Annotated in this window: 13 protein-coding genes; 4 read left to right on the plus strand and 9 right to left on the minus strand. The window is 64.3% G+C overall.

Annotated elements, in window-relative coordinates; genetic code table 11:
* Positions 1-56 precede the first annotated feature (56 nt).
* The gene (locus JI743_RS04055) at positions 57-1,190 is read right to left on the minus strand and encodes a FecR domain-containing protein (RefSeq protein WP_201926169.1); all 1,134 of its coding nucleotides are present in this window, start codon (positions 1,188-1,190) and stop codon (positions 57-59) included.
* Between the two features lie 242 nt (positions 1,191-1,432).
* Between JI743_RS04055 and JI743_RS04060 the strand changes: the two genes are divergently transcribed.
* Positions 1,433-3,091, plus strand: a complete 1,659-nt coding sequence (locus JI743_RS04060) for a ShlB/FhaC/HecB family hemolysin secretion/activation protein (RefSeq protein ID WP_201926172.1) — start codon at positions 1,433-1,435, stop codon at positions 3,089-3,091.
* 12 nt (positions 3,092-3,103) lie between these two features.
* On the opposite strand, the gene JI743_RS04065 is transcribed toward JI743_RS04060, so the two are convergent.
* The 7 genes from JI743_RS04065 to ectA are packed head-to-tail and all read right to left on the minus strand — an operon-like array spanning position 3,104 to position 10,345.
* Positions 3,104-4,441 carry an MFS transporter gene (locus JI743_RS04065; protein WP_201926173.1) on the minus strand — a complete coding sequence of 446 codons (1,338 nt, stop codon included), beginning with the start codon at positions 4,439-4,441 and terminating at the stop codon, positions 3,104-3,106.
* Positions 4,442-4,443: 2 nt separating this feature from the next.
* The gene (locus JI743_RS04070) at positions 4,444-5,697 is read right to left on the minus strand and encodes an MFS transporter (RefSeq protein ID WP_201926175.1); all 1,254 of its coding nucleotides are present in this window, start codon (positions 5,695-5,697) and stop codon (positions 4,444-4,446) included.
* 19 nt (positions 5,698-5,716) lie between these two features.
* Entirely contained in the window at positions 5,717-7,162 is a 1,446-nt protein-coding gene (locus JI743_RS04075) for an aspartate kinase (RefSeq protein ID WP_201926177.1), read from the minus strand.
* Positions 7,159-8,079 (minus strand): ectoine hydroxylase, encoded by a 921-nt coding sequence (gene thpD, locus JI743_RS04080; protein WP_201926179.1) that lies wholly within the window; start codon positions 8,077-8,079, stop codon positions 7,159-7,161. The genes JI743_RS04075 and thpD overlap by 4 nt, the downstream gene beginning before the upstream one ends.
* Positions 8,080-8,109: 30 nt before the next feature.
* Entirely contained in the window at positions 8,110-8,514 is a 405-nt protein-coding gene (locus JI743_RS04085) for an ectoine synthase (protein ID WP_201926182.1), read from the minus strand.
* A 17-nt stretch (positions 8,515-8,531) separates the two neighbouring features.
* The gene (gene ectB, locus JI743_RS04090) at positions 8,532-9,842 is read right to left on the minus strand and encodes a diaminobutyrate--2-oxoglutarate transaminase (protein WP_201926184.1); all 1,311 of its coding nucleotides are present in this window, start codon (positions 9,840-9,842) and stop codon (positions 8,532-8,534) included.
* Positions 9,839-10,345 (minus strand): diaminobutyrate acetyltransferase, encoded by a 507-nt coding sequence (gene ectA / locus JI743_RS04095; RefSeq protein ID WP_201927288.1) that lies wholly within the window; start codon positions 10,343-10,345, stop codon positions 9,839-9,841. The genes ectB and ectA overlap by 4 nt, the downstream gene beginning before the upstream one ends.
* 271 nt (positions 10,346-10,616) lie before the next feature.
* Between ectA and JI743_RS04100 the strand changes: the two genes are divergently transcribed.
* Together JI743_RS04100 and JI743_RS04105 are read left to right on the plus strand one after the other, a co-directional pair.
* Positions 10,617-11,117 (plus strand): MarR family winged helix-turn-helix transcriptional regulator, encoded by a 501-nt coding sequence (locus JI743_RS04100; protein ID WP_201926186.1) that lies wholly within the window; start codon positions 10,617-10,619, stop codon positions 11,115-11,117.
* Positions 11,118-11,126: 9 nt separating this feature from the next.
* Positions 11,127-11,552: a VOC family protein gene (locus JI743_RS04105; protein ID WP_201926188.1), complete on the plus strand. Its 426-nt coding sequence runs from the start codon at positions 11,127-11,129 to the stop codon at positions 11,550-11,552.
* A gap of 6 nt (positions 11,553-11,558) precedes the next feature.
* Here JI743_RS04105 and JI743_RS04110 read toward each other — a convergent pair whose 3' ends face one another.
* Positions 11,559-12,032: an Lrp/AsnC family transcriptional regulator gene (locus tag JI743_RS04110; protein WP_201926190.1), complete on the minus strand. Its 474-nt coding sequence runs from the start codon at positions 12,030-12,032 to the stop codon at positions 11,559-11,561.
* Between the two features lie 114 nt (positions 12,033-12,146).
* On the opposite strand from JI743_RS04110, the gene putA reads away from it, so the two are divergent.
* Positions 12,147-15,803, plus strand: a complete 3,657-nt coding sequence (putA, locus tag JI743_RS04115; protein WP_201926192.1) for a trifunctional transcriptional regulator/proline dehydrogenase/L-glutamate gamma-semialdehyde dehydrogenase — start codon at positions 12,147-12,149, stop codon at positions 15,801-15,803.
* Positions 15,804-15,888: the final 85 nt, after the last annotated feature.

Here is a 15,888-nt window from a genome sequence, read left to right on the forward strand (position 1 = left end):
CAGGCGCCGGAACGCTTCGTCGCTCGCCGGCTCGCTGACGCACGGAGCGCATCAGGTCAAAGACCCGGGATAGGCGGCAAGGTTATACCGGGAATTGTCACCGGCGGCGTGGTCACGGGCACAACCGGTACCGGCACTGCGGGTATGGTGACAGGCGGCGGCGTGATCGCCGGTACCGTAACCGTCGGCGTCGTAACCGAAGGCACGGTGATCGCGGGCGTCGTCACAACCGGCGTCGTGATCGCCGGGACCGTCACCGCCGGTGTCGTAACCGAAGGCACGGTGATCGCGGGCGTCGTCACAACCGGCGTCGTGATCGCCGGGACTGTGACCGTCGGTGTGGTTGTCGAGGGCACGGTGACGGTCGGCGTCGTGACCGCCGGCGTCGTCACTGCTGGTACGGTCGCTGCTGGCGTTGCCACAGACGGCGTCGTCGGCGTCAGGCCGGCAGGCGCAGCGACCGCAGGCACGTCAACCGTCGTGCTGGGCGGAACGAGCGCCGCGACCTGCACAGGCGCGGCCGCCTGGACCAGGCCGCCGGTCAGCGTGACGACGTTCGTGAGCGGCTCCGGCGCCGAACCGTCGATCTGCACACCTCCGTCACCGTCACCGACAATGCCCACCGACGCGGTCGACGCCAACACCAGGTCCGAAGGATCTTCCCGATTAATGAATACGGTCTCGCCCGGCATCACCAAGCGTTTCATCCCTCCCGTGACGGCGGTCACCTCGACCTTACCTTCGGTCACTTGCACCGCACTGCGGTCCCGATCGACGATCACGGTAAAGGTCGTGCCCTTCACGACCGCCGCAAGCATCGGCGTTTCAACCTCGAAATGTGGCACGCCCATCCGGCGTACCTTGTAAAGCATCGTTCCGACCTGTTGGAAAAAGCGCGTCATGCCGTCGGGCGTATCCGCCGCAGGCAGGCTCACCCGGCTGTTCGGCGCTACGATCACATAATCGGCCTGCCGCGTCAGCACGGCGCGGCCAGTCGCGCCGGTTGCGATAATATCGCCGGGTTTCAGCGTCCCTTCGCTTCGAAGCGACACCGGCTGCAACCCGCCGCGCAGCACCTGCACATCGCCGGTCTTTTCGCTGACCGTCCAGGCACTCGACACCTCTTTCGCAGTCGCGGGAACCGCGAAAATCAGAAAGGCTGACATAACGAACAAGATGATGCGTTGCATGACTTGGTCCCGGTTTGGCTTTGGCACCAGCGCCCGACGCGCCCAATTGATCGATGCCAGATTTCGCAGCACGTAACGGCTGCCTCCACCGCTTCAGGGATATCGCGTCAGGGATAACGAAAAATCGCCAGCACTGGTTAATCAAACCTTGCCGCAAACCTCAGGCTTTTCCGCTTGTTAACTATCGTGTGGCAAGCTGCACGGCGTTGTTTCCGATTTCAGACACGAAGCGAGCGTCCGGAATGAAGTCCCGTCCCGTTTTGAGACAAAGTTTTCTGGCTGCGTCGGGCCTGTTCCTGATAGTGTCGGAAGCAGCCCATGCGCAATCGACGGTCGAACCTTCGGCTATCGAACGAACGATTCCCCGCGCCCCGATCGAAAAGCCGGCCGATCCCGCGACCTTGCCCAGCCTGAACGTCGCCGCCGAAAGCGCGACTACCGGCGAAAGCTTTATCCTCGGCGCTGTTCACGTCAGTGGGGCCACTGCTTTTACTCCGGCCGAACTCGCGGCTGAATATGAACCTTATCTAGCCACCGTCGTCGACGACGCGCGGCTGAAGGAAATAGCCGCCAGAATTACGGCGCGATACCAGGCGGCGGGCTACCCGCTGTCCTATGCCATGTTGCCGCGACAGAATGTGCGCGGCGGCGTCGTGCGCATCGATGTCGTGGAGGGACAGGTCGGCGCGGTCGTAATCGAGGGCGCCGGCCGGCATCAGTCCGGCCTCGACGCAATCGCCGCCCCGCTCTCCGCCGATCGTCCGTTGCGCACCGCAACGCTCGAGCGCGTGCTGGGACTTCTGCGCGATCAGCCGGGATTTCAGGTCGCCGATGTCAGTGTCGCGCGCGTCGAAGGCAGCCCCGCCGACCATGTGATGACGATACGCATCGTCCGCAATGCAGTCCGCGGGCTGGCCTATTTCGACAATCACGGAACGATCCCCGACGCCCGCGTGCGCCTTTATACCTCGCTGGGCATAGCCTCGCTTGCGACCACGGGCGACGAGCTTCGCCTCAATGCGTTCGCTATTCCTGGCGACGGCTTTCGCTACCTCTATGGGCAAGCCGCCTATGCCTTACCGATCGGTGCCGACGGGCTGGCACTGGAGCTGGCGGCATCGCAGGGCGACCAATATCAGCGCGCCAACAATATCCCCGTCGACGGAAGCTCGACCCATCTCTCTGCCCAGCTACGCTACCCCCTCGTTCGCAGCCGCGCATTTTCGGCCATCGCAAGGCTTGGCGTAAGCGACTGGCGCAGTATCAGCCGTCATGACGTCACACGCCTGCAGCGTGACCGCATTCGCGTCGCGCGCTTTGGAATGGCCATTGCAGGCGCGTCGGCGCGATCGTTCAGCGGCGAACTCTGGGTGGCGCAGGGGCTCGATTTCGATGCGGCAACCCAACCCGGCGATCCGCTTGCCTCTCGCCCCGATGCAGGCGGAAAATTCACCAAGGTGAGCTTTACCGTGCAGGCATCGCAACAGCTCGACCCGCGCTTCACCCTGCGCGCATTCGCAGCCGGTCAATTATCGTCGGCGCCGTTGCTCTCCATCGAGGAATTTGCACTCGGCGGCAGCCAGGTCGGCCGGGCTTTCGACTTCAACGAGCTGACGGGCGATCATGGCTTCGGTGGCTCGCTCGAAATCGGTTTCCGTCCAGGCGAACATTTCGGTCCGTTCCAGCACGTAGAATTTTTCACCTTTATCGACGGCGGTGCGGCATTTCAGCACGGACATCCCGCGGGGATTGCGCGCAACCAGGCGCTGGCGTCGGTGGGCGGAGGAGCGCGCTTCATGCTCGGCGGCATCTATGTCAAAGCCGAGGCGGGCGTTCCGGTCGAGACGACGCATGGCGAGAATGCCTTCCGCGCCTTTGTATCGGCGTCCAAGGCCTTCTGACGCGCGTTTGGTTCAGGTTCCGCGCGCGAAGGGATCTTCGCGCAGCGACCGGCCGGCAGTTTCGGGCATGAAACGCAAGGCGGCCAGCCCGACGAGGCATGCAAGCATCAAATAATAGGCCGGCATCAGTTGGTCGCCCGTCGCGCTGATCAGCGCGCTGCCGATCGCCGGCGCGGTACCGCCGAAGAGCGACGTCGAGACGTTGTAGGCGATCGCAAAACCGGCGAAGCGCACCGCGGTGGGGAACATCGCCGGGAAGGTTGCCGATATCGTCGCAAGCTGCGGGACATAGAGCAGGCCGAGAAGGATAAAGCCTGCAACCGCACCCGCCAACCCGGTACCGATCAGCATGTACAGCGGCACGGCGAAGAGGAAGAGGCCGATCAGCGACCAGCGCCACATCGGACGGCGCCCCACCCGGTCGGACAGCGCCCCGGCGATCGGCAGAAAGACCATCATGAAGAGCATTCCGATGATCGGCACGACAAGCGCCTCATCAGGCGTCAGTCCGATGCGCCGCTGCAAATAGGTCGGCATATAGCTGAGCAGCGTGTAGTTGACGACGTTGAGCGCAACGACGAGCCCCGCGACCACGAGCAGAGCGCGCCAATGGTCGCGTATGATCGTGCCCAGTCCCGGCGCCGCGCGGCCCTCCGCCACGACGCTTTCCTCGACGAAAATTGGCGTGTCGTCCATCTTCGCGCGCAGATACATGCCGATGAGGCCGAGCGGTGCGGCGACGAGGAACGGGATGCGCCACCCCCAATCGTGCATCGCCGCATCCCCGAGCATGAGCGAAAAGCCCAGCATCAACGCCGCGCCGAGCGAAAATCCGGCGAGCGTCCCGAATTCGAGGAAGCTGCCGAAAAAGCCGCGCCGGTCATCAGGCGCATATTCAGCCATGAAGGTCGCCGCGCCGCCATATTCGCCGCCGGTCGAAAAGCCCTGAATTATGCGTAACACAATCAGGATTGCAGGCGCCCAGAGGCCGATGCTGTCATAGGACGGAACCAGTCCGACACCGAGGGTCGCCGCCGCCATCAGCAAGATGGTGATTGCCAGAACCGACTTGCGCCCGATCCGGTCACCGAGCGGCCCCCAGAACAGCCCGCCGAGCGGACGGATGAGGAAGGAGATGGCAAAGGTCGCGAGCGCGAACAACGTCGCCTCCTCGACGTCTCCCGGAAACAGCGCCGCCGAAATATAGGTCACACCATAGGCATAAATGCCGTAATCGAACCATTCGGTCGCATTGCCCAGCGCCGACGCGGTAATCGCGCGGCGGAGCGTATCGGGGTCGGTCGATTGACCGGTCGTCGGCATATCGGCGGCGTTGGTCTGAGCATCCATGTCTAACTGCTTTCAGTCTGTGCCGCGGGGCCGGGTTCGTCAGCACCAGCGGGATCGAGGAGCGCTGCGGTGGGCGTCGTGCGTGGCAGGATCTGGAAATCTTGCTGATCGAGTGCGGGGACGGGCGCGCTTGCCGCGAGCCTCAATAGGCCGAAGCCGAGCATCAGCGCTGTGCACAGCGCGATGAACAGGAACAATCCGGCGGTCCCCGCCAGCGTCATTGCCGTCGCCGCACCGAGCGGGCCGAGCGCCGCGCCGACCGAATAGAGCAAGACGAGTTGGCTGCTCGCCGTCACGCGCTCCGACGGAAGGAGACGGTCGTTGACGTGCGCAACGCACAGTGGATAGAGCGCAAAGCTTAACCCCCCGAACGCCGCGCCGAGCCCGAGAAGCAGAACGCCACCGGGAAGCATCGCGAGCGCTGCGCTGACCGCCAGCGTCGCGGCGAAACAGCCGATGATGACGTGCCGGCGGTCATAGCGGTCCGACAACCACCCGAGCGGCCACTGGAGCGCCACCCCGCCAAGGATGACGGTCATCATGAAGGTCGCCGTGGCGCCGAGGTCGAGCCCCAGACGGCGTGCATAGATTGCGGCAAGTCCATAGAAGGCGCCGAGCACGAGCCCCGTGATCCCCGCACCTGCTACGCCCAATGGCGAAGCGTCGAACAACCGCCGTAGCGGCAACGTCGCCGCTTCACCCAGCACCGGCGCGGTGCTGCGTGTCAGACAGACGGGGATTATCGCCAGCGAAATGAGGATCGAGCCGACGACGAACGGAACCGCCGGATCGCCGCGGCCGACATTGAGCAGCAATTGGCCAAGCGCCTGCCCCGCATAAAGCGCAACCATATAGAGCGCGAGGATCGTCCCGCGCGTCTCGGGTTCGGAGCGGTCCCCGAGCCAACTTTCGACACAGATGAACACGCCCGCGACGCACACGCCATCGATGAAGCGAAGTGCGCCCCACAGCAGCGGTTGCTGTACGAGCGCATAGATCAGCGTGCTCGCCGACAAGAGCGCGACGAATGCCGCAAAGGCGCGGATATGTCCGACCCGGCGGACCACACCCCCTGCCCGCAACGCCCCGAGCACAAGCCCGCCAAAATAGGCGGTCGCAACGAGCCCGATCACCATCGTCCCGCTGCCCGCGCGTTCGAGCCGCAGCCCGACGAGCGTGGACAGGAAACCGCTGCCTGCCATCAACACGAAAATCGCGACAAGCAGGCTGCGGACGGATTGGATCATGGCGAGCATCGGCCGCTACCGCGGCGCGTCAGGCGGCGCGCCGCCCCTCCCCGGCCAGTTCGTCGCTTTCGACCAGCGCCTTGTGCAACACGCGAATGGCACGTTCGAAATTGCGGCCTTGGACGATGAACTGCACGTCGACGTTGCGGATCTGATGTTGCATCGCGATCATGGAAATCCCCGCATCCTCAAGTGCGCGAAGCGCGTCGGGGACAAGGCCGGGCCGCGAAATGTCGCTGCCGATAACGGAGACCATCGCCACCGGATGCGCCGAAATGGCCGCGTCGGGATAGGCATTTTCGAGGTCCGCAATGACCTTTTTGACTGCATCGGCGCTCGCCGAAAGATAATGGGTGATCGTATTCGCGTTCGACGATTTGCTGACGATCCACAGGCCGTGCCGCGCCAGCGCGTCGAGGATCGCAGAGTCGTAACCCTTCACCCCGACCATATCCTGTTCGAAGAATTGCAGCGCCTGCATGTGGCGAATACCGGTCACGATCTCGACCCGCGGAACGTCGGAAACGTAGGTCCCCGACACAAGCGTGCCCGGATCTTCGCGATCAAAGGTGTTGCGGACGCGCAGCGGAATGTCGGTCTGTCGAAGCCCGCGGCCCGCCCCCGGATGGATCGCCTCCATGCCAACATTGGCGAGCTGGTCGGCGACGTCGTAATTGGTGCGACCGATCTTGCGCGCCTTGTCCTCGCCGACAAGCTTGGGGTCGGCGCTGGACAGGTGGAATTCCTTGTGGATGATCGCCTCGCGCGCACCGGTCAGAACCGCAATGCGCGAGAAGGTCATTTCGGTGTAGCCACGCGAAAAGCGGCGAACCATCCCGCCGCGGCACCCGGCATAGCCAGTGACGATCGGCATTGTCGTTGCCAGGTCGACGTCGCCCAGCGCCTCTTCGATCCGTTCGTCGAGCGTACGAAGATCTTCCTGATCCCAGCCGGTCAGGTCGACGAACAGCGCGTTTACGTCGCGGTCGCGCAGCATCAGGCTGGTGCTGTGCGCGCTATGCGCCTCGCCGAGCCCCGCGAGCAATTCGCGCGCCGTGACAAGCTGTTCCTTGACGCAGAAGCGCCCGTGACTGCGCAGGCGCGCGAGGTCGTCGAGGCAATCGGCAACGGCATCGAGGCGCGCATCGACAAAAGCGTCGGCTTCGGCGCGGCTCGCCGGGCGCACGAACATGGTGGCGTTGCGCTCGTGCATCGCGCGGCGGACGTCATCCATCGCGCGCCGCCAGCCATCGGCCCCTTCATCATCGGCGACGAAGCGCTGATAAACGCCCGGCTCGCCTGTCTTTTTGTCCTCGAGCAACAAATTGGTCATGCCGGCATACGCCGACACCACGAAAATCCGGTTGTAGAGTTCGGAGCCCGACCGCCCGGCGATCAGGACATTGTCGAACAAGGTCGCCGTCGCGGCCATCGAGGTTCCGCCGATCTTCTCGACACTATGCCGGCCCGTCATGCCGCAACCCTTTCGTTGAGCGCGCCATGTTCGACCCGGAGCGGTTCGGGATCGCCGCGATGCGCGAGGAACCAGGGGCGCGCCTTATCGACGCCAAATGGCTTTTCGAGGCGGTTGCTCACCGCATTATAGACAAGGAAGGCGTTAGCGCGGGGGAAGGGCGTGATGTTGCCGTTCGATCCGTGCATCAGGTTGCAATCGAACAGGATCACTGTCCCGGGCTTCCCCGTCGGCGCGACGATGCCATGTTTGTGCGCGAGTTCAGCGAGGCTGTCCTCGTCGGGAACGCCATATTCCTGCCTCTTGAGCGAGCTAAGATAATGATTGTCGGGCGTTTCTCCGACGCAGGTCAGATAGGTGCGGTGCGACCCCGGAATGACCATCAGCGGTCCGTTGTGCGGCGTATTTTCCGCCAGCAGCACCGACATCGACAGCGCGCGCATCCGCGGCATGCCGTCCTCGACGTGCCAGGTTTCAAAATCGCTGTGCCAGTAAAATTCCTTGCCCTTGAACCCGGGCTTATAATTGAGGCGAGACTGGTGGATATACACCTCGTCGCCGAGCAGGAAGCGCGCAACCTCGGCGAGCCGCGCGTCGGCGGCAAGGCGGCCGATCACGTCGCTCTGGCGGTGGATTTCAAAGATCGAGCGGATTTCCTTGCTCTGCGGCTCCGACACGATCGTTTCGGCGTCGAGCGCCGACGGATCGGCAAGGAGCCCGCCGGCAGCGCGCTGGAGATACTCGACCTCGGCCTCGGAAAACAGGTCTTCGAGCACCAGATAGCCGTCGCGGTCGAATTGCTCGGCCTGCGCTCGGCTGATCGGTGCGGCGTCGGTCCATTCGCTATGAACGACCGGGTCCTGACGCGGCCGCATTTCGGGTCGGGCCGCGTGACGCGATGGGTAGATGTCTTGCATGGGACTTCCCCCTGATATTGGAAATCGGTTTCAGTCGGCGGGAACGGGCTCGCGTTCGGCGGCGGGATAGGCGCCGCTTTCGTCATGCACTTCCTTGCCGGTAACGGGCGGGTTGAAGACGCAGGCGGTCAGCATGTCGGTCTCGGGCCGCAGGATGTGGCGGTCATGGTCGTTCAGCGCATAGAGGTCGCCGGCCTTGAGCTTGTGCGTCTTGCCGGTGCCGAGGTCCTCGATCGTCCCCTTGCCCTTGAGCACGAACACCGATTCCAGATGGTTCTGATAATGCATCTTGAGTTCGGCGCCCGCGAACAGCGTCGTGACGTGGAACGAAAAGCCCAATCCGTCCTGCTCGAGCAGCATGCGCGCGCTCGCCCAGCCGTCCGAGCGCACATTCTGGTCGGACTTGCGAATGTCATTGAGATTGCGAAGGATCATGTGTCGGTTCTCCTGATTTACTCGGCGGCGACGGCATAATCCGTCGTCATCGCCTCGCGGATTTTGGTTTCGAGTATGTCTAGGCCGGTCGCGAGCACGGCGTCGTCGATCACCAGCGGCGCGAGCACCTTGATGACCTCGTCATGCGCGCCGCTCGTCTCGATGATCAGTCCCTCGGCGAAGCAGGCGGCGGTCACGCTGGCAGCAAGCTCGCCCGATCCGACGTTGACTCCGCGCATCATCCCGCGCCCGCGCACCTCGAACCCATATTCGGCGGCAATCGCCTGCAGGCGATCCTCGAGCAGCGCCGCACGCCGCGCGACGTCGGCCTGGAAGGCACCGCCGCTCCAGAAATGGCGGAGCGCCGCAGCGGAAGTGACGAACGCATGGTTATTGCCGCGGAAGGTGCCGTTGTGCTCGCCCGGCGACCATTGGTCGAGTTCGGGACGGAACAGAGTCAGCGCAAAGGGCAGCCCCATGCCCGACAGCGATTTCGCCATCGTGACGATATCGGGGGTGAAGCCCATGCCCTCGAAGCTGAAGAAGCCGCCCGTCCGGCCGCACCCCGCCTGGATGTCATCGACGATCAGCAGCGCGCCGTGCGCGCGGGCGATACGGGCGATCGCGCGCAGCCATTCGGGCGACGCGGCGTTGAGGCCGCCTTCGCCCTGCACCGTTTCAACGAGGATCGCAGCGGGAGCGTCGAGGCCGCTCGACGGATCGGAGAGCCGCTGCGCGAGCAGATCGGCGGTGTCGACATCGGGGCCGTAATAGCCGTCATAGGGTTCATGGCTGACATGGCTGAGGGGAACCCCCGCACCGCCGCGCTTGGCGGCGTTGCCGGTGCACGCGAGCGCTCCCAGCGTCATGCCGTGAAAGCCGTTGGTGAAGGCAATCACCATTTCGCGGCCGGTAACCTTGCGCGCCAACTTGATCGCCGCCTCGACCGCATTGGTGCCGGTCGGGCCGGTAAACATCGCACGATAGTCGAGCCCGCGCGGGCGCAGGATCACATCCTCGAACGTCGCGAGGAAATCCTCCTTCGCGTCGGTATGGAGGTCGAGGCCGTGCGCGATACCGTCGGCAGCGATGTAATCGAGCAGCGCCTGCTTCAGGATCGGGTGGTTGTGGCCATAGTTGAGCGTCGAACAGCCCGACAGAAAGTCGAGATAACGCCCGCCCTGCGTGTCGTGCATCCACACGCCCTCGGCCTTACCGAACTGGCGCGGCATCGCACGGGCATAGCTGCGGACGCCGGATTCGCGGCGCTCGTAAAGGCTTCGGTCCGGAATCACGCCGGACGGTTTGGGGCCGATGATGTCGGTCATTTTGCTTGTTCTTCCTGCAGTTTCTTGTCGTTGAGGGGGCCTATGCGGGCCTCGAATTCGGTGGCGTGGACGCCGGCGAAATGCGCCTCGCGCTCAAACAGCGGCTGGCGTTCCAGTTCGGCATCCCAGTCACGGGCAAGCCCGCGAAACAAGGCCCATGACGCGTCGTTGTCAGCCGTTATCGTCGTGATCAGCCGCTTGACGCCCTTTTGAGCTGGACGCGCCAGCAGCTCCTTGATCATCCGGCTCGCGAGCCGCTGGCCACGGCCTTCGGTCGATACCGCGACCTGCCAGACGAAGAAGGCGGCCGGGTCCGACGGCGGGCGATAACCCGACACCCAGCCGATAATGCGCCCGTTCTTTTCGACGACGATACAATGGTCGGCGAAATGTGCGCACTGGATGAGGTTGCAGTAGCGCGAGTTGCGATCGAGCGGCGGGCAAGCCGCGATCAGCGCGGTGATGGCCGGCCCGTCGGTGGAGGCCGGCTTGCGAAAGCGGATAGCGCCCGCAGGCGCCGTCTCGGAGGGTGCATTCTGGGCGTCGGTCAAGGACTCTGCGTCATTTTGCCGATCAAGGATTTTTCATCTCCTGAAATAAATGAAAGCCGCCTCACGGTGACCATGAAGCAGCATCACGCAAAAACATAAGCATATGCTGTCAAACATCAACCCCGCGGAGGCGATATTGTTTCATTTTATAAAATAGTTTCAGGATGGAGCAGGATCGCAATTCAAATTGGCGCATCGCGACCGTCCGCGCTAACAGATTGCGATGGACAGCGAGATTGCGAACGCCACCCTGCGCGCCGTGCGGCGCATCCTGCGCGCGACCGATACGGGCAGCCGCAAACTTGCGGCAGCCACTGGGCTCACCCCGTCGCAGCTCCTCGTGCTGCGGGAGATTGACGCGAGGGCGGGCGCAACGCCGGGAAGCGTGGCAAGCAGCCTGCAGTTCAGCCACGCGACAATCACCGCGATCGTCGACCGTCTTGTCGCGCTTGGCTTGGTACGACGCGAGCGGAGCGAACGCGACAAGCGCCAGATTCACCTTGCCGCCACGCCCGAAGGCCATCGGCGCGTCGTCGAGGCGCCCGATCTGCTGCAGGAAAAATTCGCCGAACGCTTCGCCCTGCTCCCCTCCTGGGAACAGGCGATGATCCTCGCCGGGGCCGAGCGGCTTGCGCAGGTGCTCGGCGCCGAGGCCATCGATGCGGCGCCGCTGCTCGACACCGGCGCGATCGACCGGGTGGACGCTGCGCCGCGTTCGGATTAAGCAGGCGATATGTCCGGCCTTTCACCCTTTCATGTTGCCTTTCCGGTCGACGACCTCGACGCCGCGCGCCATTTCTATGGCACAATCCTCGGCTGTCCCGAGGGGCGCAGCGATAGCGACTGGATCGACTTCGACCTCTATGGACACCAGATCGTTGCGCACTGCGTCGGCGCACGGCGCGAAGCCGTCGCCGGGCATAATCCGGTTGACGGCCATTCGGTCCCCGTCCCGCATTTCGGCGTCGTCCTGCCCCCCGCCGAATGGCAGGCGCTCGCCGACCGGCTGCAGGCGCATGGCGTTACGTTCGTGATCGAGCCGCACACGCGCTTCCCCGGCCAGCCCGGCGAACAGTCGACGATGTTCTTCTACGATCCGGCGGGCAATGCGCTCGAGTTCAAGGCATTCGCCGACCCCGACCAGTTGTTCGCGAAATAGCGAGCATCAGTCGGTCGCTTCGCGCACCGTTTCCATTGCAACGAAGGTCGACGTGTTCGCGACATGCGGCAGCGTCGAAATCTTCTCCCCCAGCACGATGCGATAGCGGCGAATATCCGCAGTGCGCACCTTGAGCAGATAGTCGAAGCTGCTCGCAATCATATGGCACTCCTCGATCTCTGGGATCCGCATCACCGCAGCATTAAATTCGTTCAGAGCCTTTTCGCGCGTATCGGACAATTTCACCTCGGTGAAGGCGACATGGTCCATGCCGAGTTTCTTGGTGTCGAGGATCGCGCGGAAGCCGCGGATATAGCCTTCGTCGACAAGGCGACGGAAACGCACCTGCGTCGGCGTTTTGGACAGCCCGACGCGCTCCGCGAGTTCGGTTACGCTCATGCGTCCGTCGACCGCAAGCGCATCGAGGATAGCACGGTCATAGCGGTCCAATCGACCATCATTGCGGATATTCTGGTTCATGTGACCTGACCATATGCCAAACTTCGGAAAAATCACATACGTCTTGTTCGCTCATTGGACGAATTCACTGAAGCAGACATGCTATTGCGGCTCATCGCCCGAGAGGAATCCTGAATGACTGCCGCAACCGGATACCGCGCCTTTTCCGATTTCGCTCCGCCGCTGCGCCGCGACGATCCGCTCCGCGCGGCGATCAACGCTTCCTATCGCCCGCCCGAGCCGGCCATCGTCCCCGCGCTTGCCGAAGCCGCGACGCTCGACACCAAAACGGCGGCCGCTGTCGCCACCACGGCGCGGAAGCTGATCGAACGGTTGCGCGCCAATCGCGAGACGGGCGGCGTCCAGTCGCTGGTGCAGGAATTCGCACTGAGCAGCCGCGAGGGCGTCGCGCTGATGTGCCTCGCCGAAGCCTTGCTCCGCATTCCCGACGAAGCGACACGCGACGCGTTGATCCGCGACAAGATTGCGGGCGGCGACTGGAAATCGCATCTCGGCGGCGGCAGGTCACTGTTCGTCAATGCGGCGACGTGGGGCCTCGTCGTCACCGGCAAGCTGACCGCAGCCGACGACGGCAAAGACCTCGGCAGCGTCCTCACCCGCCTGATCGCACGCGCGGGCGAACCGGTGATCCGGCGCGGCGTCGATGCGGCGATGCGGCTGATGGGCGAGCAGTTCGTGACCGGCCAGACGATTGCAGAGGCGCTGCAACGCTCACGCAAGACCGAGAAGCGCGGTTTTTCCTACAGCTACGACATGCTCGGTGAAGCCGCGACGACCGCCGCCGACGCCGCGCGCTATTATCGCGATTACGAACAGGCGATTCACGCGATCGGCAAGGCATCCGAAAGGCGCGGCGTTTATCGGGGGCCCGGCATCTCGATCAAATTGTCGGCGCTCCACCCGCGCTATGTGCGCAGCCAGGCCGACCGGGTGTTGGACGAGTTGCTGCCCAAGGTGCGCACCCTTGCCCTGATCGCTCGCAGCTATGACATCGGCTTCAACATCGATGCCGAAGAGGCCGACCGGCTCGAACTGTCGCTCGACATATTGCAGGCGCTCGCGGAAGACGCCGAACTCGACGGCTGGAACGGCCTTGGCTTCGTGATCCAGGCTTATCAGAAACGCTGTCCCGCGCTCGTCGACTGGATCGTTGCGCTGGCGCGCCGCACCGGCAAGCGCATCATGGTCCGACTCGTCAAGGGCGCCTATTGGGATGCCGAGATCAAGCGCGCGCAGGTCGACGGCCTCGCCGACTTTCCGGTTTACACGCGCAAAATCTATACCGACGTCGTCTATATCGCCTGCGCCAAGAAGCTGCTCGCCGCGCGCGATGCTGTGTTCCCGCAATTCGCGACGCACAATGCTCAGACGCTTGCGACCGTCTATCACCTCGCCGGTCCCGACTTCAGCATCGGTGATTATGAATTCCAGTGCCTCCACGGGATGGGCGAAGGCCTGTACGGCGAGGTCGTCGGCAAGGACAAGCTCGACCGGCCGTGCCGCATCTATGCGCCCGTGGGCACGCACGAGACGCTGCTCGCCTATCTCGTCCGCCGCCTGCTCGAAAACGGTGCCAACTCCTCCTTTGTCAACCGCATCAACGACGAAGCGGTGCCGATCGACGAGCTGATTGCTGACCCTGCCGCCGAAGTGCGCGCAATGCCGGAACCCGGCGCAGCGCACGAGCGCATTGCGCGTTCGCCCGAAATGTTTGCCGACCGGCGCAACTCGGCAGGCATTGACCTCAGCGACGAAGCGGCGCTTGCGGCGCTTGCCGACGCGCTCGTCGAAAGCACGCGGCGAGAGTGGGTGGCGGGAGAAGCTTCGCCGACGCGCACAACCGCCGAGGTCCGCAATCCCGCCGACCACCGCGACCTCGTCGGCCTTGTCCATCAATCGACCGCGGACGACGCCCGGAATGCGGTCGCGATAGCAGCCCAAACCGCGGCTACATGGGCGGCTACTCCGCTGGAAACGCGCGCCGCCGCCGTCGAACGCGCCGCCGATCTGCTGCAGGAGCGGATGCCGCTGCTGATGGGTCTCGTGGTGCGCGAGGCCGGGAAGTCGGCGCCCAACGCAATCGCCGAAATCCGCGAAGCGATTGATTTCCTCCGCTACTACCCCGTGCAAGCGCGCGCCGCGCTCGCGGGTGCGGCGCCGCTCGGCCCCGTCGTGTGCATCAGTCCGTGGAATTTCCCGATGGCGATTTTCACGGGGCAGGTCGTCGCGGCGCTCGTCGCCGGCAATCCCGTCGTCGCCAAGCCGTCGAGCGAAACGCCGCTGATCGCTGCGCAGGCAGTTGCCATCCTCCACGAGGCCGGAATCCCGGTCGATGTGCTGCAGCTGGTCCCCGGCGACGGATCGATTGGCGCAGCGCTCGTCGCGGCGCCCGAGGCGGCGGGTGTCGTCTTCACCGGCTCGACCGGCGTCGCGCGTTCGATTCAGAAGACGCTTGCCGGGCGAACGCTGCCGGACGGGTCGCCTATCCCCTTCGTCGCGGAGACGGGCGGCCAGAACGCAATGATCGTCGATTCCTCGGCACTTGCCGAACAGGTCGTCGCCGACGTCATCGCCTCGGCCTTCGACAGCGCGGGGCAGCGCTGCTCGGCGCTGCGACTGCTTTGCCTGCAAGAGGATATTGCCGACCGCACCCTCGACATGCTGCGCGGCGCGCTCGCCGAGCTGCGCGTCGGAAGCACCGACCGGCTGGCGGTCGATATCGGTCCGGTCATCTCGGCCCGAGCGCGCGACGGCATCAATGCGCATATCGACGCGATGCGCGCCAAGGGGCGCCGCGTCGAACAGGTCGATATCGGCGAATGGGACGCGCTCGGCACCTTCGTCGCGCCGACGATCATCGAACTTCAAGCGATTTCGGAGCTGGAGCAGGAGGTATTCGGTCCCGTGCTCCACGTCATCCGCTTCAAGGGCGACCGCCTCGATGCGCTGATCGCCGACATCAATGCCACCGGATATGGCCTTACCTTCGGCCTCCACACGCGGCTCGACGAGGTCGTCAACCGGGTGACGCGGCAGATCGCAGTCGGCAATCATTATGTGAACCGCAACATCATCGGCGCGGTCGTCGGCGTGCAGCCCTTTGGCGGGCGCGGGTTGTCGGGAACCGGGCCAAAGGCGGGCGGTCCCATCTATGTGACGCGCTTTGCCGCCCGCGCCGATAGTGCGCTTCCCGCGGCGTCGGAGCCGGGATCAGGCTATGCCGCATTCGCCGATTGGGCGGCGGCGAACGGAAATGCAGAGGCCCAACGGGCGGTGAATCAATATCGGGGACACTCGCGCCTCGGACTCGATATCGAACTTCCCGGCCCTGTCGGAGAGCGCAACCTGTACAGCCTGCACCCCCGCGGCAGGATCGCGATGCTCGCAAAGAGCGAGGCGGGGTTCTGGAATCAGATCGCCGCAATCCTCGCTACCGGCAACAAGGCGGTGATCCTCTCCGGCAGCGTAACCATCGAATCGTCCGCCCTGCCCACGGCAATCGCAGCCCATGTAGAGCGTCCGCGCCGTGACTTACGCAGCGTCGAGGGTGTGAGTGCCGCACTAATCGAAGGCGACGCCGCCGAGGTTGCACGCGCCACCGAAATCCTTGCCGAGCGCGACGGCGCCATCATTACGCTGCACGCTGCGTCGACCGCGGCGATGAGGGGCGGCGATCCGGCCTACCGGCTCGACCTGCTGCTTGAAGAGGTCACGGTGTCGATCAACACAACCGCGGCGGGGGGCAACGCCAGTTTGATGGCGATGGTGTAAGCGTCATTCCGGCGCGCGACGCGTCCGGCAGAAAAATTGTGGTTAAGTGGCCTTAATCGGCGCGCGGCGCGCCCGTTAATTGCCG

Origin of the sequence: Sphingopyxis jiangsuensis, from assembly GCF_016734905.1 — a bacterium.
Classification (GTDB): Bacteria; Pseudomonadota; Alphaproteobacteria; order Sphingomonadales; family Sphingomonadaceae; genus Sphingopyxis; species Sphingopyxis jiangsuensis.

Coding starts and splice junctions, on each gene's coding strand:
- JI743_RS04055 (WP_201926169.1), bottom strand. CDS start 1,190: ATGCAACGCATCATCTTGTTCGTTATGTCAGCCTTTCTGATTTTCGCG.
- JI743_RS04060 (WP_201926172.1), top strand. CDS start 1,433: ATGAAGTCCCGTCCCGTTTTGAGACAAAGTTTTCTGGCTGCGTCGGGC.
- JI743_RS04065 (WP_201926173.1), bottom strand. CDS start 4,441: ATGGATGCTCAGACCAACGCCGCCGATATGCCGACGACCGGTCAATCG.
- JI743_RS04070 (WP_201926175.1), bottom strand. CDS start 5,697: ATGCTCGCCATGATCCAATCCGTCCGCAGCCTGCTTGTCGCGATTTTC.
- JI743_RS04075 (WP_201926177.1), bottom strand. CDS start 7,162: ATGACGGGCCGGCATAGTGTCGAGAAGATCGGCGGAACCTCGATGGCC.
- thpD (WP_201926179.1), bottom strand. CDS start 8,079: ATGCAAGACATCTACCCATCGCGTCACGCGGCCCGACCCGAAATGCGG.
- JI743_RS04085 (WP_201926182.1), bottom strand. CDS start 8,514: ATGATCCTTCGCAATCTCAATGACATTCGCAAGTCCGACCAGAATGTG.
- ectB (WP_201926184.1), bottom strand. CDS start 9,842: ATGACCGACATCATCGGCCCCAAACCGTCCGGCGTGATTCCGGACCGA.
- JI743_RS04100 (WP_201926186.1), top strand. CDS start 10,617: ATGGACAGCGAGATTGCGAACGCCACCCTGCGCGCCGTGCGGCGCATC.
- JI743_RS04105 (WP_201926188.1), top strand. CDS start 11,127: ATGTCCGGCCTTTCACCCTTTCATGTTGCCTTTCCGGTCGACGACCTC.
- JI743_RS04110 (WP_201926190.1), bottom strand. CDS start 12,032: ATGAACCAGAATATCCGCAATGATGGTCGATTGGACCGCTATGACCGT.
- putA (WP_201926192.1), top strand. CDS start 12,147: ATGACTGCCGCAACCGGATACCGCGCCTTTTCCGATTTCGCTCCGCCG.